The organism is Mediterraneibacter flintii, assembly GCF_055387595.1.
Map to the genome: position 1 here is coordinate 3179515 of NZ_AP031405.1, position 20827 is coordinate 3200341.

Sequence of the window (20827 nt, forward strand, 5' to 3'; positions counted from 1 at the left end):
AGAACTTAAACACGATATGGCAGTTCTGATAGAGACAGCTATTAAAAACCGCAATCTCCTGTTTTAAGAGACTGCGGTTTTCTTTTCATAATATATGAATTCTAACTCAAGATTATTCGATAATCTTAGCTACCTTACCTGATCCAACTGTACGTCCACCTTCACGGATAGCGAATCCAAGACCTTCTTCCATAGCTACTGGATGAATCAGTTCAACTGTCATTTCTACATTATCTCCAGGCATGCACATTTCTGTTCCTGCAGGAAGTTCGCAAACACCTGTTACGTCTGTTGTTCTGAAATAGAACTGTGGACGATAGTTGTTGAAGAACGGTGTGTGACGTCCACCTTCATCTTTTGTCAAAACGTAAACCTGGCATGTAAATTTCTTATGGCATGTTACTGTGCCTGGTTTAATCAGAACCTGACCTCTTTCGATTTCTGTTCTCTGAATACCACGAAGCAGAGCACCAATGTTGTCACCAGCCTGAGCTTCATCAAGCAGTTTACGGAACATTTCGATACCTGTTACAACTGTCTTCTTAATATCTTCATGGATACCAATGATCTCAACTTCATCAGATACATGAAGTGTACCACGCTCTACTCTACCTGTTGCAACTGTACCACGTCCTGTAATAGAGAATACGTCCTCTACAGGCATCAGGAACGGTTTATCTGTATCACGCTGTGGATCTGGGATCCATTCGTCAACAGCATCCATAAGCTCCATGATCTTGTCGCCCCATTCTCCGTCTGGATCTTCCAGAGCTTTCAGAGCAGATCCCTGGATAACCGGTGTATCATCTCCCGGGAACTCATATTCATTCAGAAGCTCACGGATTTCCATTTCTACTAATTCAAGCAGCTCTTCATCGTCTACCATATCACATTTGTTCATAAATACTACGATGTATGGTACACCTACCTGACGGGACAGAAGGATGTGCTCTTTTGTCTGAGCCATAACACCGTCAGTAGCAGCTACAACAAGGATAGCTCCGTCCATCTGTGCAGCACCTGTAATCATGTTCTTTACATAGTCAGCATGTCCTGGGCAGTCAACGTGTGCATAGTGACGTTTCTCTGTCTCATACTCAACGTGTGCTGTAGAAATTGTGATTCCACGCTCTCTTTCTTCTGGAGCCTTGTCAATGTTTTCGAAATCAACTGCTGAGTTTCCTTCTACTCTGTGAGAAAGTGTCTTTGTAATAGCAGCTGTCAAAGTTGTTTTACCATGGTCAACGTGGCCAATGGTTCCAATATTAGCATGTGGTTTTGTTCTTTCAAATTTAGCTTTTGCCATTTTGAATATCCTCCTTAATTATAGCACCCGAATTACGGGCATTTTACTAATTTTTTCGCTTTTACTCGGCTAACTTTGATTATATTTCAAAGCCAGCCGTTTTTCAACCCTTTTATGAGATTTTAAGCATTTTTGTTGGACAATACCTTCTCTTGTACAGATTTCGGTACCGGCTCATATTTCTCAAAGAACATAGAGTAGTTTCCACGTCCCTGTGTTCTGGAACGTAAATCTGTAGAGTATCCGAACATTTCAGACAATGGAACGAATGCACGTACAATCTTTCCGCCTCCTAAATCGTCCATACCCTCGATACGTCCGCGGCGTGAATTCAAGTCCCCGATAATATCTCCCATATATTCCTCTGGCATTGTAACTTCTACCTTCATAATAGGCTCAAGAAGTACCGGAGCGCCCTTCTTCATTGCATCCTTAAAAGCAAGGGAACCGGCAATGTGGAATGCCATTTCACTGGAATCGACTTCATGGTAGGAACCGTCGAATACTGTCGCATGGACGCCTACAACGGGGAATCCGCCGAGAAGTCCTGACTTCATGGCTTCCTCGATACCTTCTCCTACTGCCGGAATGTATTCCTTCGGAATAGCTCCTCCGACTACAGTAGAGTCAAATTTATATGTCTCTTCTCCGTTGACATCCATAGGCTCAAATTTCACCTTACAATGTCCATACTGTCCACGTCCACCGGACTGTTTTGCATATTTGCTGTCAACATCCACTGCTTTTGTGATAGATTCCTTGTAAGCAACCTGAGGTGCACCTACATTCGCCTCTACCTTAAATTCACGCAGAAGTCTGTCTACGATAATCTCAAGGTGAAGCTCACCCATACCAGCAATGATTGTCTGTCCTGTTTCTTTGTCAGTGTGTGCACGGAACGTCGGGTCTTCCTCTGCAAGCTTTGCAAGAGATTCGCCGAGCTTACCTTGGGAAGCCTTTGTTTTAGGCTCAATCGCAAGCTCGATAACCGGTTCTGGGAATTCCATGGATTCCAGAATAACTGGATGCTGTTCATCACAGATTGTATCTCCTGTTGAGGAGAATTTAAATCCGATTGCAGCTGCGATGTCTCCGGAATATACCTTATCTAACTCTTCTCTTTTATTTGCATGCATCTGCAGAATACGTCCTACACGTTCCTTTTTGCCTTTTGTAGCATTCAGAACATAAGAACCTGAATTCATTGTTCCAGAATATACCCTGAAGTAAGCAAGCTTACCTACAAACGGGTCTGTCATAATCTTAAATACCAATGCGGAGAATGGTTCTTCATCGGAAGAATGTCTCTCCACTTCATTGCCGTCGTCATCCATACCTTTGATTGCAGGGATGTCTGTCGGAGCAGGCATAAATTCCAGAACTGCATCCAGCAGCTTTTGTACACCTTTATTTCTGTATGCGGAACCACAGCATACCGGAACAGCCGTACATTCACATGTAGCTTTGCGAAGCACTGCCTTAAGTGCATCTACTGAAGGTTCTTCCCCTTCCAGATATTCCATCATCAGATCGTCATCCAGCTCGCAGATTTTTTCTACTAATTCTGTATGATACAGCTCTGCTTCATCTTTCATTTCTTCCGGAATATCAACTACGGAGATGTCGTCTCCCTTATCATCATTATAGATGTAAGCCTGCATTTCAAACAGGTCGATGATTCCTTTAAATTCATCTTCTTTACCGATTGGTAACTGAAGACAAATTGCATTTTTGCCAAGTCTTGTTTTAATCTGGTCTACCGCATTGAAAAAATCAGCTCCCAGAATGTCCATCTTATTGATGAACGCCATTCTTGGCACATTGTACGTGTCTGCCTGACGCCATACGTTTTCTGACTGGGGCTCTACACCACCCTTAGCGCAGAATACACCTACAGCACCATCCAGTACACGGAGTGAACGTTCAACTTCTACAGTAAAGTCAACGTGTCCAGGAGTATCAATGATATTGATACGATGTTCCAGGGCATCTGCCTTTGGTTTTGTCTTTTCTTCCAAAGTCCAGTGACATGTTGTAGCAGCTGAAGTAATCGTGATACCTCTTTCCTGCTCCTGTTCCATCCAGTCCATAGTAGCAGTACCTTCATGGGTATCTCCAATCTTATAATTAACACCGGTATAGTAGAGAATACGCTCTGTCAGCGTCGTCTTACCCGCATCGATATGCGCCATGATACCGATATTTCTGGTTCTCTCTAATGGATATTCTCTTCCAGCCAAGGTTTTTTCCTCCTATTAGAAACGATAGTGAGCAAACGCCTTGTTTGCTTCTGCCATCTTGTGCATATCTTCTTTCTTCTTCACAGCTGCTCCTGTATTATTGGCAGCATCCAGGATTTCATTCGCCAGTCTTTCTTCCATTGTTTTTTCTCCTCTGTTGCGGGAGTACAATGTAAGCCAGCGAAGCGCCAGAGCCTGTCTTCTGTCTGCTCTTACTTCGATTGGCACCTGGTAAGTTGCACCACCGATACGTCTTGCCTTAACTTCCAGTACAGGCATGATGTTGTTCATTGCTTCCTCGAACACCTCGATGGCTGGCTTCTCAGCCTTTGCTTCTACTCTTTCAAATGCTCCGTATACAATTTTCTGTGCAACACCTTTCTTACCGTCCAACATGATATTGTTGATCAGTTTGGTAACCACTTTATTATTGTATATCGGATCTGCTAATACATCTCTTTTCTGAGTATGTCCTTTACGTGGCACGGTCCTTCCCTCCTTAATCATTATTTCCGGTTTTTTCCGGGATTAATTCATCGGTACTCACATGTGTCTCTCTATGGAATCGCATAGCATGTGCTCGCGGCCGCGGGACTCTATATTAAGTGTTTCACTTAAAATCCGCAACCAATACCTGTCGGATTCTTCCTATACGACAGGGTATGCCTATCAGTTTTTGTCTGATAAGCTACGATAATCATAGTTCTGTTTGTGATACGATATTTAACACTTTAGTTACATTTTTATTTTGCGTCTTTTGGTCTCTTAGCGCCGTATTTGGAACGAGCCTGTCTTCTCTTCGCAACACCTGCTGTATCCAGCGTACCTCTTACGATATGGTATCTTGTACCTGGCAGGTCTTTTACTCTTCCTCCACGAATCAGGACAACGCTGTGCTCCTGAAGATTGTGTCCTTCTCCCGGGATATAGCTTGTTACTTCGATTCCATTAGAAAGACGAACTCTGGCAATCTTTCTCAGAGCTGAGTTAGGCTTCTTAGGTGTAGCTGTCTTAACAGCAGTACATACACCCCTCTTCTGCGGTGCAGATACATCTGTCGCACGTTTCTTCAGAGAATTATATCCTTTCTGAAGTGCCGGTGCTGTCGATTTCTTTTCTGAAGTCTGACGTCCTTTTCTAACTAACTGGTTAAATGTTGGCATTCTTTTCACCTCCTATGATAAATTCATCTGCTCCGGACTTATCCTCCGGAGTGGTTGCGGATAATCTGCATTATCCTTTCCACGCACACGAAAATAACGGCATTTTCATGCACGCTAAATTAGTTTATTACGTTTTCCCCCAAAAGTCAAGGGTTTTCTATCTTTTTTGCTTACGATTCAGACGCTTTATCCTAACAGCAGACACCAGAACGGCAGAGTGAATAAGGACAGCAGCGTTGTTATAAAAATCATACCTGTCGCGTACATCTCATTTCCACCGTATTTAGAAGAGAGCAGCGCTGTTGTCACCGGTGCAGGCATTCCCGCCATAATTACTCCAGTTCCTCTTAAGATAGAAGGAAGAGGCAAGAATGCTGTCACTGCAAATATAACCGCAGGAAGCGCCAGCAGACGAACTACTACATAATATAACATTGTCCGATCCCAGATTCCTCTTGGATTCATCTCGGAAAGCATCATTCCTACAAGCATCATACTTAACGGTGTATTACAGGAACTAATTCCTGCTATTGTATTGTCTAAAAAAGCAGGAAATTCGATCCCTAAAATCATTACTGTAAGTCCTAAGTATATGGATACAATACATGGATGCGTAAGAACCTTCTTCAGAATATCCCCCAGATTCTGTTTGTCTTTTAAAAAGCAGGAGGTACCGATACTCCACATTACAATTCGCATGGGAAGCAGGAATACAGAAGCATAAAGCAATCCTCGTGTCCCATAGATCCCTTCGACCACAGGATTTCCCAAAAAGCCTCCATTAGATACAATGGTTCCATAACGCAGAGGTTTTTGTTTAGAAGTTGCCGTTTTCCTGTAACTAAAAAAACTGACCGCTATCGACAGGACATTATATCCTGCCGAAAGCAGCAGTATTTCCGCAAGCTCTGTCAGCATACTCCCTTCCCATTCCATTTGAAAAGAATGAAAAGTATTAAACGGCAAGGTTACATATAGACAGAAATCCACCAACTCTTTTCTTGCTGTGCTTCCAATAATGTTTTTCCTCCTGACAAGAAATCCAATTCCCACCAAAAGGAACATCATCATTTGCATATTTGCCATATTACGAAATGCCATAATTAATATGCTTTACCCCAATATACCATGTGCTTCGCCGACTTCCCACAGCAGACACATACATCTGATAAGTGTTCTTCTTCCTCTGGAATACATCTGGAGGTGACACCGCCAGTCTGCTCTTTGATCGTTTCCTCGCACGCTTCATCTCCACACCACATTGCCTTGATAAAGCCTGTTTCCTCTTGTGCTGTTTTCACCATATCTTCCATTGTCAGCACAGTGTGGATATGAGAATCTAAAAATGTCTTTGCTTTCCTGTACATATCCTTTTGGATTGTTTCCAAAATTTCTGTAAGCTTTTCTGTAATTTCTTCTAAGGATACCACTATCTTTTCTCTTGTATCGCGCCGTACTACGACCACCTGGTTATTCTCAATATCCTTTGGTCCAATCTCGATACGCGTTGGGATTCCAAGCATTTCCTGTTCGCTGAACTTCCAGCCCGGGCTCTTCTCCGACTTATCTATTTCTACTCTGTATCCTGCTGCCTTTAAGTTTGCAAGCAATTCTTCTGCCTTTTCAAGAACCCCTTCCTTATGCTGCGCAATCGGCACCACTCTTGTCTGCACCGGCGCTATGTGAGGCGGAAGCACCAGCCCGCTGTCATCACCATGTACCATGATAATCGCCCCGATAATCCTTGTTGAAAGCCCCCAAGATGTCTCATACACACTGTGCAGCTCATTATTTTTATCAGAATACTTAATGTCAAACGCATCTGCAAACGCATTTCCAAAGAAATGGCTCGTTCCTGACTGCAGTGCCTTGCCGTCATGCATAAGTGCCTCGATTGTGTACGTGTCCTGCGCCCCTGCAAATTTTTCGCTAGGTGTCTTTTTTCCTGTCACAAGCGGGATCGCCAAATCCTCTTCTACGAAATTTTTATACACATCTCTCATCAGAAGAGTTCTTTCCTCCGCCTCTTCATACGTCGCATGGATCGTATGCCCTTCCTGCCACAAAAATTCCCTGGAACGCAAAAACGGCCGCGTCGTCTTCTCCCATCTCAAAACCGAGCACCACTGATTCCATACTTTGGGAAGATCTCTGTAGGACTGCACAGTCTTGCTCCATACATCACAGAATAAGGTTTCTGACGTAGGGCGGATACAGAATCTCTCCTGTAATTCTTCCATACCTCCATGTGTTACCCACGCCACCTCCGGAGCAAATCCTTCGATATGATCCTTCTCTTTCTGAAGCAGGCTCTCCGGAATCAAAACCGGAAGATAGACATTTTCTACCCCTGTCTCTTTAAACCTCTTATCCAGATTAGCCTGAATATTTTCCCAGATTGCGTATCCGTTCGGAAGATAATTTAAGCACCCCTTCACACCCGAATAATCACACAGTTTCGCCTCTCTTACCACGTCGGTATACCACTGTGCAAAATCCTCGTCCCTTGCGGTGATTGACTCTACCAGTTTCTTTTCCTTTGCCATGCTGTTTCTCTCCTTTTCCTCATCTTCTTACAACAAAATCGCCGGGACTTCCCATCCCCGTCAAGGGACCGGAACTCCCGGCGGCATTATTTTTCATATACAAAGCACGTCCTTCGCCGGCTGTACCTGTGATTTTACTTGAAATCACAAGGATTGTCAACCTCCTTATCCCCGTACTTCCAGAAGCTTCTGTCTTAAATCACTCTCCATACGCCGTATCTCTTCCTCTGCTTCCTTACGTTTCTGTCTGCCTTCCTGCTGTATCTGAAGAACTTCATCAAAAGTAGAAATCAAAGCTTCGTTCGTCGCTTTGAGCGTCTCAATATCTACAATTCCTCTCTCTGTCTCTTTTGCCGTCTCTACTGTCGCCATTTTCAGCCTCTGTGCATTCTTTTTCAAGAGTTCATTTGTCATATCCGTCACTTCTCTCTGTGCAGCGGCGGCCTGTGTGGAATGTTCCACGCCTAAAGCCAACACCATCTGACTCTTCCACAGCGGCACCGTATTGACAAGCGTAGACTGTATTTTTTCTGCCATCTGCGTATCATTACTTTGGACTAACCGGATCTGAGGCGCTGTCTGCACAGAAATTGTCCGCGTCAGCTCCAGGTCGTGTATCTTCTTTTCAAATCTTGTGCACATAGCATCCAGATCCCTTGCAGCCTGCGCGTCCTGTGCAAGCCCGCTTTTTTCCGCCTTCTCAATAAGCTCTTTCAGCTTTCCTGCCCGTACCTCCTGAAGTTTTTTCTTTCCTGCAAGAATATACATGGATAATTCTTTAAAATACGTCAAATTCAACTCATACATCTTATCCAGAACCGCAACATCCTTTAAAAGCTGTACCTGATGCGATTCCAAAGCGCGGCATATTTCATTAATATTCGTCTCTGCCTTTGCATACTTCGCCTTCATGGCCTGAATTTTATTAGAAGTTTTCTTAAAAATCCCCAGGAACCCCTTCTCTTCTTCCTCATCAAAATTCTTGAGTTCTTTTACAACCCCTGACAGAAGCTCTCCAACCTCACCTAAATCCTTCGTTCTTACATTCTCAAGCGCACTTTCTGAAAAATCAGCCATTTTTTTCTGCGTGCCTGCACCGTATTGAAGAATCATTGCAGAATTCGTCAAATCAATCTGCTCCGCAAACGCATTTACTGTTCTTTTCTCTTCTTCACTTAAAATAGAATCATCCATCACCGCATCTTTTTCTTTTACTTCCGTTTCTCTTTTCTCTTCTTTAAATGGCTCTAACGTAAGTGTCGGTGTTGTGTCAAATTCCTGAAATTCTCTGTCCATTTCCGGCCTCCCTGCTCTTTCTTAGTTCTTATTTTTACTTTCCGCTGATTTCATCCTCTGTAAGTCCCTCCTGCGCCAGCATCGTATGCAGCACAGAAATATCGGACGATACATCCCATGCCGTATCCTGGAACAAGTCATCCAGCAGTTTTTCAAATGCAATATTCAACGTATCCAGCGTCTTTTCTATCTCTGTTTTCGATGATGTAATATTCTCTCCTTGTATAGGCTGTGCGTCCAACTCTTCATAAGCTTCTAAAAGCTTCACCGTAGTAGGAAGATAATATTCCATCAGCCTGCGTATATCCGCCACCGACTCTGGAGCCTGTTTTACCCTGTCAAATATTCGTCCTATCAGTAATTCCATATGGGATATTTTCGCTGAAATTTCTTCTCCCGGTATGGCATCATTACACTGTCTGATTTTTCTGACATATTCCTCACCTGTGCGTATTACTTCCTGTACCTGAGGTGAGAGTCTCTTTTCTTCCTCTTCTTTTCTAGAGCGCATGTTCTCTTCTTCTGTCCTCTGCCGGCTCTGTCTTTCCATCAATTCTTTATACTGACTATACGCATCTTCACTTACCATCAGGCAAGTTTTCTGCATATCCAGATGCCCCTGGCAAAACCATCCCTTTTCTATCATGTCTTCTAAATCTTTTACTATATACCTGGCAGACTTCCCCGATTGAGAGGACAATTCTTTTATTTCACAGTACTCTCTGCCTCCGATTGCACGGATGTAGGATCGGAATCTTTTAATTTTTCCAAGCATGCTTGTCCCTACTCCCGCCATTATTCCGCACCCAATCAACAAAACTGCCAAAAATATCGCGGCCGCCTTAAAGGGAAGTCCAAAATCTCCCGCCATTCCTGATGCAACAAGCAAAATCACAAATAAAATAAGAGAAACTGTTCCAAATGCGTATCCCGTCACGCAAAGAAATGTCCCGCCTATTTTTGTCGACGTTCCCTTTAAATAAAGGAGCTTCTTTTCTTTTACTGCCTCCTTTTTCAGCGGCTCTTCCCATGCCTTGCGGCAGCTTTTTTTCTCTCCCGCCGTTGTTCTTTCGTATTCCTTGGTGCCATACCAGCCGCCGTTTCTCACCCCTTCTTTTATATTTCCAACCGCATTGTTTATTGTATCTGTTATCGTCTGGTTCAGTCTGCCGAAATCCCGAGAATCCACTGCATCCTGGATAGTTCTTCGTATTTCGTCTCCGAATCTCTCCCAATCTCTGCCAGCCATATTGTCCCTCCTGACGAATCCTTGTACAACTGTCATAAATAACCAGATGTTACAACAGCGGCACTTGACCTTTCATTTCTTTTATATGATAATCAGTTTAGTCAGATTATATAAAAAAGTCAAGAATCTGCCTAAAAAGGAGACGATTTATGACCCCTAACATATTATTTGAAGATCCTTATATTCTCGTTTGTCTGAAACCCGCCGGTATTCCTGTACAAAGCCGTATGCTTTCACAGCCTGACATGGTCAGTATTTTAAAAAATCATCTGTCCGCAGAGTCTTCCAAAAAACAAGCGCCTTATCTCGCAGTCATTCACCGGCTTGACCAGCCGGTAGAAGGAATTCTTGTTTTCGGGAAAACGCCGAAAGCCGCCCAAGAGTTAAACCGTCAACTACAAACGGAAGGTTTCGGAAAACATTACCGTGCGCTTTTGCATGGAACTCCTGCTATTTTAGAAGCCAATCTTACCGATTACATAGTCAAGGATGGACGCACCAATACTTCCCGTATCTGCCCTCCTGATACCCTCGGAGCCAAGCTTGCACAGCTTCATTACCGCATTATACAATCAAATCAAGCATTTTCTATAGCGGAAATCAAGCTTGTCACTGGGAGGCATCATCAGATCCGAGTACAGATGGCACATATAGGCTGTCCCATTGTCGGGGATAGAAAGTATGGAGCCTATAGCAAATCCTCTGACCGTACCTCCTCCTATCCCTCACAGAAGCTCCAGCTTTTTGCATACTGCCTGGAATTTGTCCATCCCTGTACAAATAAACCACTCCGATTCGAAATAGACAGACTAGATACGAAGCTTCTGTAACAAAACAAAGTAGGCTTGTCCACTTTGCGCGCCGCCACAATACCGCAAAGCGGTAAAATTTCCTTATTGCGGCGTGCGCATCCCGCCCGGAGGGCTTTTTGTATTATATAAAAAATCAGGCTGCCGATGCTCCTATTAGACATCAGCAGCCTGTGCTCTTAATTTACTTTACATTTCTCCGGCAACCGCTTCAGGTTCTTCTTCCAGCGATTCTGTATACTTTTCCAAGATTGTACTCTGAATACGTTCTCTTGTTCCCGAATTAATCGGATGGGCAATATCACGATATTCACCGTCCAATGCCTTTTTACTCGGCATAGCGATAAATAAACCTTTTTCCCCCTCTATCACTTTGATGTCATGAACTACAAATTCATCATCAATTGTAATAGAAACAACTGCTTTAAGCTTTCCTTCTTTTGCCACTTTACGTACGCGCACATCTGTTATCTGCATACTTCTCAAGTCTCCTTTCTCTGCCTGCATTAATGCTGAAACTCTTATAATGCATACCGTTCGTTTTTCTCAACTACCACTTTCACACCATTCTCACCGACATGTCTTGTGTTTGCTCTTATCGTGTCGCGACTCTCAACAATACAATTTTCAATATATGTATTGTCACCTAAATATACATCGTTTAAGATAACCGAGTTTTTGATCACACAATTATTTCCAACAAAGACTTTCTTAAAGATAACAGAATTTTCAATCGTTCCGTTAATAATACTTCCGCTTCCCACAAGACTGTTTTTCACAACAGCGCCCGGATTGTACTTAGCGGGCGGAAGATCACTTACCTTGGAAAACACACTTGGAAGTTCCCGGAAAAAGTAATTTCTTACCTCTGGTTTCAAGAAATCCATATTGGTCTGGTAATAGGAATCTACGGTTGAGATGTTACTCCAGTAGCTGTTTATCTTATAACCGTATATTTTCTTCAGATTCTTATAACGAATCAAAATATCGGTTACAAAATCATGTCGTTCTTCCTCTGCACAGTGTTCTACGAGGTCAATCAACTGTCTCCTGCGGATGATATAAATTCCCGTCGAGATAGTCTGCGAATGGGCCACCATCGGTTTTTCTTCAAATTCCTCAATTCGTGCTGACTCATTCATGCGCACAGTTCCAAAACGTGTCGCGTCGTCTGTAGGTTCCAAATCTTTACATACAACAGTAATATCTGCTTTCTTTGCAATATGGTATTCCAACACTTTGTTATAATCCAGTTTATATACCGCATCACCAGAAGTAATAATCACATAAGGCTCATGGCAGCGTTTCAAAAAATCTAGATTCTGATAGATTGCATCTGCCGTACCGCGATACCAATTGCTATTATCCGTCGTAATTGTCGGAGTAAAGAGATACATTCCCCCTTGTTTTCTTCCAAAATCCCACCATTTCGATGAGTTTAAATGTTCATTTAAAGATCTGGCATTGTATTGAGTCAGAACTGCCACTTTCTGAACATGAGAATTCGTCATATTACTCAAGGCAAAATCTATCGCACGGTAGCTTCCTGCAATCGGCATGGCTGCCGCTGCTCTTTTTGCCGTAAGTTCATGCATCTTCCTGCTGCTCCCGCCTGCTAAAATAATTCCAACTGCTCTCATAACCGTTCACCTGCCTTTATCAATGTTTCTCCGCTTGCAAGCACTCCCTCGCTGTAATCTTCAATGGATGTCACACCGCTTATGGCAGTATTCTTGCCGATCTGTACGCCGGACGGTATCACAGAATTCTCCCCGATCGTTGCAAGACCTCCGCTGTAAATATTCGGTTTCATTTTATTGGGCGCCTCACTTCCGATACCGATAGTCACATTATTTCCAACTGCGGTATCTTCTGCAATAATCGCTTTTTCTATAACGCAGTTCTCTCCGATTTTTACTCCCTGCATAATAATAGAGTCTTTAACCACGCTGCCCTTACCTATCGTTACTCCGCCCCCAAGCACTGAATTATGAATTTCTCCATGTATCTCTGATCCATTACTAATGATACACCGGTCAACCACTGCATCCTCGGCAATATACTGAGGTGGAATATTGGCGCTGTTTGTATAAATCTTCCAGAATTCCTCATATAAATTAAATTCCGGAATAATATCAATCAGTTCCATATTTGCTTCCCAATAGGAGCTTAGCGTTCCGACATCTTTCCAATATCCATTATATTCATATGCAAACAGCCTGTCCCCCTTCCCATGACAGTACGGGATCACATGTTTTCCAAAATCACAATTCGGCTGATCTTTTAAATGAATCAGAGCGTCTCTTAACACCGGCCAACTGAAAATATAAATTCCCATAGAAGCCAGATTACTGCTTGGTTTCTCAGGTTTCTCTTCAAACTCCTTGATTCTGCTATCTTCATCCGTGACGACAATACCAAAACGGCTGGCCTCTTCAATCGGAACAGGCATAGCTGCTATCGTGACATCCGCATTATTTGCTTTATGGAAGTCCAGCATTACTTCATAATCCATTTTGTAAATATGATCCCCTGAAAGAATCAGCACATAGTCCGGATTGTATGTCTCCATGTAATTTAAATTCTGATAGATTGCATTCGCCGTCCCTGTATACCACTCACTATTGCTGCTCTTCTCATACGGCGGCAGAATTGTCACCCCTCCAATGTTGCGGTCAAGGTCCCAGGGAATACCAATCCCAATATGCGTGTTCAGTCTCAGCGGCTGATACTGTGTTAAAACCCCCACGGTATCTACACCAGAATTAATACAGTTACTAAGCGGAAAATCAATAATACGATACTTACCGCCAAATGCTACTGCCGGCTTTGCAACTTTGGCTGTAAGAACCCCCAGTCGACTGCCTTGTCCACCCGCTAATAACATGGCAATCATTTCCTTTTTGAACATTGCGTCACCTCATTTCTAGTTAGATATATTCATTATACCACATTTTTGGCTTTAGTGAATATTTTTTACAATTTTTTTGGATTTTTTTTACTCTTTTTGTTAAATTAGTACAAAAAGAACTTCTTTAAAAATTTCCCATATATAGTATAATATAGAAAGCATATATAATTTATGACTGTTTTCATAATTTTTCAAAATTATTTATTTAAAAAGGGGCACTTTCTATGTATAAAATCAATTTCCAGGAACCAATTCATATTCATTTTATAGGAATCGGAGGCATCAGCATGAGTGGGCTTGCCGAAATTCTTCTAAAAGAGGGCTTCACAGTCTCCGGCTCTGACTCAAAGGAATCAGCTCTTACAAAGCAGCTTGAAACCAAAGGAGCGCATATACTTTACGGACAGAAAGCTTCAAATATTACGGACGATATTGACTGTGTCGTATATACTGCCGCAATCAGCCGCGACAATGCAGAATTAATTGAAGCAGTGGCACGTAAAATTCCTATGCTTACACGTGCGGAGCTGCTCGGCCAACTGATGAAAAACTACGATACTCCCATCGCCGTTTCAGGTACACACGGCAAAACAACGACGACTTCTATGATTTCTCATATCCTCCTGGAAGGAGATTTAGATCCTACCATTTCTGTCGGTGGTATTTTAAAAGCTATCGGCGGCAATATCCGCGTCGGAAATTCAGGCACCTTTATAACAGAAGCCTGTGAATATACTAACAGTTTTCTGCACTTTTTCCCTAAGATTAGTGTTATTTTAAACATTGAAGAGGACCACCTGGATTTTTTCAAGGATCTGGAGGATATTCGTCACTCTTTCCATCAGTTTGCAGCTCTGCTTCCTTCTGACGGCACATTGGTCATCAATGGAGACATTAAAAATTATACAGAAATCTATGAAGGTCTCTCCTGCCACGTTGTCACTTACGGCTCTTCTTCTGACTTTGACTACAGCGCCGAAAACATCTGCTATGACAAAAAAGGCTGTGTGTCTTTTGATTTGGTAAAATTTGGTGAAACCGCAGAGCATATTACTTTGTCTGTGACAGGAGATCATAATGTATCCAATGCATTATCTGCAATCGCTGTCGCAGAGCTTATGCATATTCCTATGAAGACAATCCAAAAGGGCCTCTTCTCCTTCACCGGAACGGATCGCCGTTTTGAATATAAAGGAATGTTAAACGGAATTACAATTGTCGACGATTATGCGCATCACCCAACGGAGATCACCGCAACTCTAAAAGCAGCGCATCACTATCCGCATAACAGCCTGTGGTGTGTGTTCCAGCCTCATACGTATACACGGACCAAAGCATTTTTCCGCGAATTCGCCGAGGCTCTTTCCCATGCAGATCACCTCGTTCTCGCAGATATTTATGCAGCCAGAGAGACAGATACTCTTGGCATCTCTTCGGCTGATTTGGCAGAAGAAGTAAAAAAATTAGGAACCGATGCACATTATTTCCCTAGCTTCAAAGAAATCGAAATCTTTTTGAAGGAACACTGTGCCCCTGGAGATTTGTTAATAACTATGGGCGCCGGAGATATTGTAACTGTGGGAGAAGAACTCTTAAAAGAATAGTTATCCACATTTTCTACACAGAGTTATCTACAAAAAACCTGTTCTTTCCCACGAAAAAATACTTTTTTCAACAGGTGTTAGATGCTATAATACCATCTGTACGAATGATAAAATTATGAAGCTAAAAGGTGGGACAAGGTTATATGAAAACTCTGATTTTGAAAAATAAATGCCAGACGAATGCGACACTTTTATCGAATGAATTTATTGATAATTACATGATAAATGCAAACGGGGAATTTGTAAAAGTCTATTTATTTTTATTACGGCATCTCGACGACCCTTGTTCCTCTTTGACGATCTCTAAGATTGCTGACTGTCTGAAAAATACCGAGAGCGATGTCCTTCGTGCTTTTCGTTACTGGGAATCAGAAGGACTTCTTCTGTTAGAAAAAGATGAGGAAGGTAAAATCATTGGAATTGAGCTGCAAAAGACTGCTCCTTTTGTGAGCGTTTCCTCCGCGGAAAAGCAGACACCCAAGACATCTTCTGGCTCTCCTTATATATCTGCCGATGCTTCCTCTGCTTTTTCCTCTCATACTGCCCCTGCCTCAAAGGCAATCCCGCTGGATTCTTTTAAGGCGCAGAAGGAATTGAAATCTTTATTTTTTATTGCAGAACAGTACCTTGGAAAGACATTATCCCGCACAGATATGGATGCTATCACTTATTTTTATGATACGCTCCACATGTCCTCAGACTTGATTGAATATCTGATTGAATCCTGTGCAGAAAATAATCACAAAAGCATCCATTACATACAGAAGGTTGCGCTTTCCTGGGCGGACAACGGTATTGAAACAGTTGCACAGGCAAAAGAACAAGCACTTAGTTATCATAAAAACTGTTATACTGTACTCAATGCATTTGGTATCAAGGGAAGAGGGCCTGCCTTATCTGAGCTGTCCTATATAAAAAAATGGACTGAAGATTTCGGTTTTTCACTGGACATTATACAAGAAGCCTGCCGGCGCACGATCACCGCGACTCATCAGCCAAGCTTTGAATATACCGATTCCATACTCTCTAAGTGGAAAAAGGAAAATGTAAAACATTTAAAAGATATTCTTTCTCTAGATGAAAACTATCTAAAGAAAAAATCAGCACAAAAAGAGGTTGTCCGCAAAACCAAGCCTGTCACCAAAAATCTCAACAATTTCGAGAGACGTTCTTATGATATGGATTCTCTGGAAGAGAAGCTGTTGAACAGTAATTAAGTAAGGAGTAAATAACTTGGGACTAAAAAATTCGCAATACCAGGCAATTATGAGAGACTATGAGCAAAAGCAGTTTAGAAGCCACGATATACTGACCAAGCATTATCAAACAGTATATGAAAAGCTGCCAGAATTCAAAGAATTGGATGAGTCCGTATCATCCCTTTCCGTTCAATATGGGAAAAAGCTTTTAAATGGCGTGGAAAAGGATATTCAATCTCTCAAAGAGGAGCTGGATATTCTGCGCAGCAGTAAAGAACACCTTCTTGTAAGCGCTGGTTTTCCTAAGGATTATCTAGAACCAGTCTATGAATGTCCTGACTGCCATGATACAGGATATATAAACGGTCAAAAATGTCATTGCTTTAAAAAGGCTGTTACGGATTTACTCTATGAACAGTCCAATCTGAAGGAAATTCTAAAGGAAGAAAATTTTGATACTTTTCAGCTTGATTTTTATTCGGATAATTTCTTTGATCCGAAAACCGGACGTTCTTCTAAAAATATTATAAAAGACGCTTTGAAGGTATGCCGTCATTTTACAGATACATTTGGAACAGAATTCCATAATCTGTTTCTCTACGGAGATGTCGGAGTAGGTAAAACCTTCCTCTCCAACTGTATCGCAAAAGAGCTTATGGATCGCGAATATTCCGTTCTTTATTTTTCTGCGCCTAAGTTTTTCAATATCCTGGCGCAAAATACCTTTGATAAAAACGATATTGACGCACACAATATGTTCGAATATATTTTTAGCTGTGACTTATTAATCATAGATGATTTGGGCACAGAATATACAAACTCATTTATAGCATCCCAGCTTTTCACCTGTATCAATGAAAGGCTGATTAATAAAAAATCCACCATCATATCTACAAATCTGTCTCTGGAAGCGCTGGCTGACTTGTATACAGAACGTGCTTTTTCCAGAATTACTAGCAGTTACACATTACTTAAGCTGGTTGGGGATGACATAAGAATCAAAAAGAAGTTAAAAAACAGGGAGGAGCATTCATGCTAAGTCGAACAGAACGAATTTTAGAAAATATTCCAGTTGGCGCACTGGGTCTGATTCCAGTTACCGGCTGCGAACAGCTGGTGAAAAAGGTTGATGATTATCTGGTCAAATGGAGAAAAGAAAGCGCATCCAAATATAAAGACGATATTGCTTTCGCCGGATACGAAAAAGACTCTTTTATCATTGACGCTAAAATTCCTCGCTTTGGTTCCGGAGAAGCAAAGGGAATCATTGCAGAGTCAGTCCGCGGAAAAGATTTATACATCTTAGTAGATGTCTGCAACTATAGTGTAACCTATTCTCTCACTGGAAATATCAATCACATGTCTCCAGATGATCATTTTCAAAACTTGAAACGTGCAATCGCCGCCGTTGGTGGAAAAGGCCGTCGTGTCAATGTCATTATGCCCTTCCTCTATGAAAGCCGCCAGCATAAACGAAGCGGCAGAGAGTCTCTAGACTGCGCTCTCGCACTCCAGGAACTCGTCCGTATGGGAGTAGAGAATATCCTGACATTCGATGCACACGATCCACGTGTACAAAACGCAATTCCTTTAAGTGGATTTGAGACCGTATCTCCCACCTACCAGTTCATCAAAGGCCTTTTAAGAAATGTAAAAGATCTACAGATTGACAGTGCACATATGATGGCAATCAGCCCTGACGAGGGCGGAACAAACCGTGCTATATACCTGGCTAATGTGCTCGGGCTCGATATGGGTATGTTCTACAAACGACGCGACTATACAAAAATTGTAGATGGGCGAAATCCAATTGTAGCACATGAATTTCTCGGCAGTTCTGTAGAGGGAAAAGATGTAATTATCATTGATGATATGATTTCCTCCGGAGACAGTATCATTGAAGTTGCAACAGAATTAAAGCGCCGCAAGGCAAAACGTATTTTTGCCGCAGCTACATTCGGTCTGTTCACTAATGGCATGGAAAAGTTTGACAAAGCATATGAAGATGGGATTCTCACAGGTATCCTTACGACAAACCTGATCTATCAGACTCCAGAGCTGCTATCCAGGCCCTACTATATTAGCTGCGATATGAGTAAATATATTGCCCTGTTGATTGATACGTTAAACCATGACGGGTCTATCAACTCCCTGTTGAATCCAAATGAACGTATTCAGCGTGTACTGCAAAAATATAAAAACGGCGAAACAATTTGACAGATTATATGTTAATCTCATATTTTATTTTTCAAAAAGGGTATCTCTTCTCTGTAAATAAATTTTACGTAGGAGAGATACCCTTACTTTTTCTCTTTATCTGGCGCGTTATAGTTCTTATGAGACATTTTCCTGTCGGTTTCTCTATATATCAAGTCTTTTATATGTCTATATTGGTCAAAATACTCCGCAAATTTGTTCCTCTGTCCACCCTTTTCTAATAAACAAGACATATTCTTGTAATAATAATACTGTATCTCATTTTCGAATCTCTCCAGACACTGTTTAATATCCAATTCGGTTCCCTTGAGCCTGTAACAAGATTTCTCCATGCCAACACAGTATCTCAGATTGTCCATGCATACCTTAAGTTCCTCAAATAATTCCCGCATAATCCACCACTCTCTGATTTACAGTAAAAGTCTCGCTATAAGGATGACGATATAGTGAGTCCCTTTATAGTGACTTACTATTTACTACCTCATTATATATAATTAGAATAAATTTGTAAAGGAGAATTTGAATGGACTACGGCTATTTGGAGTTTCATATAGATGAAATACTAAAAGAAAAACATATCTCCAAAAATAAAATCTGCAAAGATTTAGATATTCCACGTTCTAACTTTAACCGATACTGCCGCAGTGAATTTCAACGCTTAGACGCTGGTTTGATCTGTAAACTGTGTTATTATCTTCAAATTGATGTCGGCAGCCTTATCACTTATCATAAAGGAAATGCTACAGATGATTCTGTATAAGCCGCGTATCTTTTTTCAATATTCTCAGCTTGAATTTTCTAAATTCTTTTGCTATAATTATTTTTGTTGTGGTTTTAGTTCGTCTAAATTACAGCAGAAAATAACATAGAAATGAGCTTAATCAGCCAAATAGAAATAAGTCTCTAAGGCGTAGTCTATTGTGCATCAATGGATTAACGCCTTTTTATATTGAGAAATGGAGGATTATTATGCCAAAAACAAAATTCCAGGAGGTAGTTTTCTGCCTGCTGATGTCATTCTTTATGGTTATAGCTATGGAGCTTTACAACACAGGACTTCGGATGCACGGTCTGACTAACGCCGGAATGCTGCATGCATTCCGCGAAATAATATTAATACTGCCTATTTGTTTTATTATGAGCTTTTTCATTGTCGAAAGAATTGTGCCTAAAATCGTTTTTCAGTTGGTAACTCCTGGAGAAGACAAGCCTGTCTTTGTCATTCTCATCAGGTCTTCTGTCACAGTCGCTTTTATGTGTCCGATTATGAGTCTCTGGGGGACATTCATTTTTAAACAACCAGGAAATGAATTTCTGCCTGTTTGGCTGCAGACAGTTGTTTTAAATTTTCCCATGGCATTTTTCTGGCAGCTTTTCTTCTGCGGGCCGCTGGTACGTTTTCTGTTCCGCTGTATATTTGAAAGGAAAAATAGCCAGGAGGAATTTGCCTCATAGTGTTTTTCTTGTGATTAAGTCCGTTTCCTTATTGAAGCGGACTTATTTATATTGGTGATATTTGCAAAAAACATTTCGTAAAAATCATCCTCCCCGTTAAGAACCGGAGAATTCTCTCCACCTCCGTTTGTACTCCGCTTCATTGTCGCATAAAATTCTTCTCCCGCACTGATTAATTCCATCTCATACAATTCATATCCCAGTTCCCTGCAAGTCCTGCAAAATGCAGACAGAGGATCTGTCGCCTCCCTTGTTTTCAAAAGCCTCTGCCGTATAGACTCATCCTTGAGCGCCAAATTCTGCAATTCCTCTAATATAGTTGGTATATCCTTCATAAAATTCACCTCTCATCTATACTAAAATCCATCATATGTACCAGATGTTTCTTTAAAATCTAATAATATGCCTTCTTCAAATTTTAATTCGTAAGTAATATCATAAGAATGAGGGCCAGTAAAGGCTCTATTCCGAAATCTCTCATTGAGATGTTCTCCAATTATAATTGTTCCCGTATACTTAAGCGGTATGTTTAATTTATTATACACATGAAAATTTCTAAACCTTGTCTTATCCTTTGCTTTAACCCCATTTATCTTTGGATAAATACCATTATCACAATGTACTTCCAGCTTATCTATATACAACTGTTCTTTCCTCACAGAAAAATATATTATAAATCCCTTCCAGCATGCAGTATATGGTGCTTCTGGCTCTAATCCATATCTTTTAGGATCAAATAATGTATATATATCGCTGGCACCTATAAAAATATATTCTTTTTTATTCCACTTAAACAGATCTGGCATTTGCTCTGACATACATAGCACATCCT

The 20827-nt window shown here is 41.4% G+C and carries 22 protein-coding genes; 7 read left to right on the forward strand and 15 right to left on the reverse strand.

Features of this window, described 5'->3' with window-relative positions; translation table 11 throughout:
* Positions 1 to 112: 112 nt before the first annotated feature.
* The 9 genes from tuf to ACZ5C4_RS15265 form a co-directional block, all read right to left on the reverse strand.
* Complete coding sequence (gene tuf / locus ACZ5C4_RS15225; protein ID WP_464521756.1) at positions 113 to 1306, reverse strand: elongation factor Tu; 1194 nt, start codon at positions 1304 to 1306, stop codon at positions 113 to 115.
* 122 nt (positions 1307 to 1428) lie between these two features.
* Positions 1429 to 3546 carry an elongation factor G gene (gene fusA, locus ACZ5C4_RS15230; protein ID WP_464521757.1) on the reverse strand — a complete coding sequence of 706 codons (2118 nt, stop codon included), beginning with the start codon at positions 3544 to 3546 and terminating at the stop codon, positions 1429 to 1431.
* A 15-nt stretch (positions 3547 to 3561) separates the two neighbouring features.
* Positions 3562 to 4032 (reverse strand): 30S ribosomal protein S7, encoded by a 471-nt coding sequence (rpsG, locus tag ACZ5C4_RS15235; protein WP_330605035.1) that lies wholly within the window; start codon positions 4030 to 4032, stop codon positions 3562 to 3564.
* Between the two features lie 257 nt (positions 4033 to 4289).
* Positions 4290 to 4709, reverse strand: a complete 420-nt coding sequence (rpsL, locus tag ACZ5C4_RS15240; protein ID WP_117990228.1) for a 30S ribosomal protein S12 — start codon at positions 4707 to 4709, stop codon at positions 4290 to 4292.
* A gap of 186 nt (positions 4710 to 4895) precedes the next feature.
* Positions 4896 to 5810, reverse strand: coding sequence for an AEC family transporter (locus ACZ5C4_RS15245; RefSeq protein ID WP_464521758.1), 915 nt, complete (start codon positions 5808 to 5810; stop codon positions 4896 to 4898).
* A gap of 2 nt (positions 5811 to 5812) precedes the next feature.
* Positions 5813 to 7255: a proline--tRNA ligase gene (gene proS, locus ACZ5C4_RS15250; RefSeq protein WP_464521759.1), complete on the reverse strand. Its 1443-nt coding sequence runs from the start codon at positions 7253 to 7255 to the stop codon at positions 5813 to 5815.
* 19 nt (positions 7256 to 7274) lie between these two features.
* Positions 7275 to 7403, reverse strand: coding sequence for a hypothetical protein (locus tag ACZ5C4_RS15255; RefSeq protein ID WP_464521760.1), 129 nt, complete (start codon positions 7401 to 7403; stop codon positions 7275 to 7277).
* A gap of 17 nt (positions 7404 to 7420) precedes the next feature.
* Positions 7421 to 8551, reverse strand: coding sequence for a toxic anion resistance protein (locus tag ACZ5C4_RS15260; protein ID WP_464521761.1), 1131 nt, complete (start codon positions 8549 to 8551; stop codon positions 7421 to 7423).
* A 34-nt stretch (positions 8552 to 8585) separates the two neighbouring features.
* On the reverse strand, positions 8586 to 9800 hold the full coding sequence (locus tag ACZ5C4_RS15265; RefSeq protein ID WP_464521762.1) for a 5-bromo-4-chloroindolyl phosphate hydrolysis family protein: 1215 nt from the start codon (positions 9798 to 9800) through the stop codon (positions 8586 to 8588).
* A gap of 149 nt (positions 9801 to 9949) precedes the next feature.
* Between ACZ5C4_RS15265 and ACZ5C4_RS15270 the strand changes: the two genes are divergently transcribed.
* On the forward strand, positions 9950 to 10630 hold the full coding sequence (locus tag ACZ5C4_RS15270) for an RluA family pseudouridine synthase (protein ID WP_464521763.1): 681 nt from the start codon (positions 9950 to 9952) through the stop codon (positions 10628 to 10630).
* 168 nt (positions 10631 to 10798) lie between these two features.
* Here ACZ5C4_RS15270 and spoVG read toward each other — a convergent pair whose 3' ends face one another.
* The 3 genes from spoVG to ACZ5C4_RS15285 are packed head-to-tail and all read right to left on the reverse strand — an operon-like array spanning position 10799 to position 13520.
* Positions 10799 to 11086: a septation regulator SpoVG gene (gene spoVG, locus ACZ5C4_RS15275; protein ID WP_464521764.1), complete on the reverse strand. Its 288-nt coding sequence runs from the start codon at positions 11084 to 11086 to the stop codon at positions 10799 to 10801.
* 44 nt (positions 11087 to 11130) lie between these two features.
* Entirely contained in the window at positions 11131 to 12249 is a 1119-nt protein-coding gene (glgD, locus tag ACZ5C4_RS15280; RefSeq protein WP_186877139.1) for a glucose-1-phosphate adenylyltransferase subunit GlgD, read from the reverse strand.
* Positions 12246 to 13520, reverse strand: coding sequence for a glucose-1-phosphate adenylyltransferase (locus tag ACZ5C4_RS15285; RefSeq protein ID WP_464521765.1), 1275 nt, complete (start codon positions 13518 to 13520; stop codon positions 12246 to 12248). The genes glgD and ACZ5C4_RS15285 overlap by 4 nt, the downstream gene beginning before the upstream one ends.
* Before the next feature lie 224 nt (positions 13521 to 13744).
* On the opposite strand from ACZ5C4_RS15285, the gene murC reads away from it, so the two are divergent.
* The 4 genes from murC to ACZ5C4_RS15305 all read left to right on the forward strand — a co-directional run bounded on the left by murC (position 13745) and on the right by ACZ5C4_RS15305 (position 18540).
* Entirely contained in the window at positions 13745 to 15124 is a 1380-nt protein-coding gene (gene murC / locus ACZ5C4_RS15290; protein WP_464521766.1) for a UDP-N-acetylmuramate--L-alanine ligase, read from the forward strand.
* A 143-nt stretch (positions 15125 to 15267) separates the two neighbouring features.
* Positions 15268 to 16341 carry a DnaD domain protein gene (locus ACZ5C4_RS15295; protein WP_464521767.1) on the forward strand — a complete coding sequence of 358 codons (1074 nt, stop codon included), beginning with the start codon at positions 15268 to 15270 and terminating at the stop codon, positions 16339 to 16341.
* A 16-nt stretch (positions 16342 to 16357) separates the two neighbouring features.
* Positions 16358 to 17362: an ATP-binding protein gene (locus ACZ5C4_RS15300; RefSeq protein ID WP_464521768.1), complete on the forward strand. Its 1005-nt coding sequence runs from the start codon at positions 16358 to 16360 to the stop codon at positions 17360 to 17362.
* A complete protein-coding gene (locus ACZ5C4_RS15305) occupies positions 17356 to 18540 on the forward strand; it encodes a ribose-phosphate pyrophosphokinase (RefSeq protein ID WP_186877134.1) in 1185 nt (394 codons plus the stop codon). The genes ACZ5C4_RS15300 and ACZ5C4_RS15305 overlap by 7 nt, the downstream gene beginning before the upstream one ends.
* Before the next feature lie 83 nt (positions 18541 to 18623).
* On the opposite strand, the gene ACZ5C4_RS15310 is transcribed toward ACZ5C4_RS15305, so the two are convergent.
* A complete protein-coding gene (locus ACZ5C4_RS15310; RefSeq protein ID WP_464521769.1) occupies positions 18624 to 18932 on the reverse strand; it encodes a hypothetical protein in 309 nt (102 codons plus the stop codon).
* A gap of 131 nt (positions 18933 to 19063) precedes the next feature.
* On the opposite strand from ACZ5C4_RS15310, the gene ACZ5C4_RS15315 reads away from it, so the two are divergent.
* Positions 19064 to 19300 (forward strand): helix-turn-helix domain-containing protein, encoded by a 237-nt coding sequence (locus tag ACZ5C4_RS15315; RefSeq protein ID WP_186877133.1) that lies wholly within the window; start codon positions 19064 to 19066, stop codon positions 19298 to 19300.
* Between the two features lie 209 nt (positions 19301 to 19509).
* Complete coding sequence (locus ACZ5C4_RS15320; protein ID WP_464521770.1) at positions 19510 to 19995, forward strand: DUF2798 domain-containing protein; 486 nt, start codon at positions 19510 to 19512, stop codon at positions 19993 to 19995.
* A gap of 14 nt (positions 19996 to 20009) precedes the next feature.
* Here ACZ5C4_RS15320 and ACZ5C4_RS15325 read toward each other — a convergent pair whose 3' ends face one another.
* Together ACZ5C4_RS15325 and ACZ5C4_RS15330 are read right to left on the reverse strand one after the other, a co-directional pair.
* Entirely contained in the window at positions 20010 to 20330 is a 321-nt protein-coding gene (locus tag ACZ5C4_RS15325) for a hypothetical protein (RefSeq protein ID WP_464521771.1), read from the reverse strand.
* 21 nt (positions 20331 to 20351) lie between these two features.
* Positions 20352 to 20813, reverse strand: coding sequence for a hypothetical protein (locus tag ACZ5C4_RS15330; RefSeq protein ID WP_464521772.1), 462 nt, complete (start codon positions 20811 to 20813; stop codon positions 20352 to 20354).
* Positions 20814 to 20827 lie beyond the last annotated feature (14 nt).

Bases quoted from the DNA above. Each gene is read 5' to 3' on its own strand.
- murC (WP_464521766.1), top strand. From the start codon at position 13,745: ATGTATAAAATCAATTTCCAGGAACCAATTCATATTCATTTTATAGGA.
- proS (WP_464521759.1), bottom strand. From the start codon at position 7,255: ATGGCAAAGGAAAAGAAACTGGTAGAGTCAATCACCGCAAGGGACGAG.
- ACZ5C4_RS15270 (WP_464521763.1), top strand. From the start codon at position 9,950: ATGACCCCTAACATATTATTTGAAGATCCTTATATTCTCGTTTGTCTG.
- ACZ5C4_RS15310 (WP_464521769.1), bottom strand. From the start codon at position 18,932: ATGCGGGAATTATTTGAGGAACTTAAGGTATGCATGGACAATCTGAGA.
- ACZ5C4_RS15260 (WP_464521761.1), bottom strand. From the start codon at position 8,551: ATGGACAGAGAATTTCAGGAATTTGACACAACACCGACACTTACGTTA.
- ACZ5C4_RS15305 (WP_186877134.1), top strand. From the start codon at position 17,356: ATGCTAAGTCGAACAGAACGAATTTTAGAAAATATTCCAGTTGGCGCA.
- ACZ5C4_RS15325 (WP_464521771.1), bottom strand. From the start codon at position 20,330: ATGAAGGATATACCAACTATATTAGAGGAATTGCAGAATTTGGCGCTC.
- spoVG (WP_464521764.1), bottom strand. From the start codon at position 11,086: ATGCAGATAACAGATGTGCGCGTACGTAAAGTGGCAAAAGAAGGAAAG.
- ACZ5C4_RS15315 (WP_186877133.1), top strand. From the start codon at position 19,064: ATGGACTACGGCTATTTGGAGTTTCATATAGATGAAATACTAAAAGAA.
- ACZ5C4_RS15320 (WP_464521770.1), top strand. From the start codon at position 19,510: ATGCCAAAAACAAAATTCCAGGAGGTAGTTTTCTGCCTGCTGATGTCA.
- ACZ5C4_RS15285 (WP_464521765.1), bottom strand. From the start codon at position 13,520: ATGTTCAAAAAGGAAATGATTGCCATGTTATTAGCGGGTGGACAAGGC.
- rpsL (WP_117990228.1), bottom strand. From the start codon at position 4,709: ATGCCAACATTTAACCAGTTAGTTAGAAAAGGACGTCAGACTTCAGAA.
- ACZ5C4_RS15295 (WP_464521767.1), top strand. From the start codon at position 15,268: ATGAAAACTCTGATTTTGAAAAATAAATGCCAGACGAATGCGACACTT.
- ACZ5C4_RS15330 (WP_464521772.1), bottom strand. From the start codon at position 20,813: ATGTCAGAGCAAATGCCAGATCTGTTTAAGTGGAATAAAAAAGAATAT.
- tuf (WP_464521756.1), bottom strand. From the start codon at position 1,306: ATGGCAAAAGCTAAATTTGAAAGAACAAAACCACATGCTAATATTGGA.
- ACZ5C4_RS15265 (WP_464521762.1), bottom strand. From the start codon at position 9,800: ATGGCTGGCAGAGATTGGGAGAGATTCGGAGACGAAATACGAAGAACT.
- glgD (WP_186877139.1), bottom strand. From the start codon at position 12,249: ATGAGAGCAGTTGGAATTATTTTAGCAGGCGGGAGCAGCAGGAAGATG.
- ACZ5C4_RS15245 (WP_464521758.1), bottom strand. From the start codon at position 5,810: ATGGCATTTCGTAATATGGCAAATATGCAAATGATGATGTTCCTTTTG.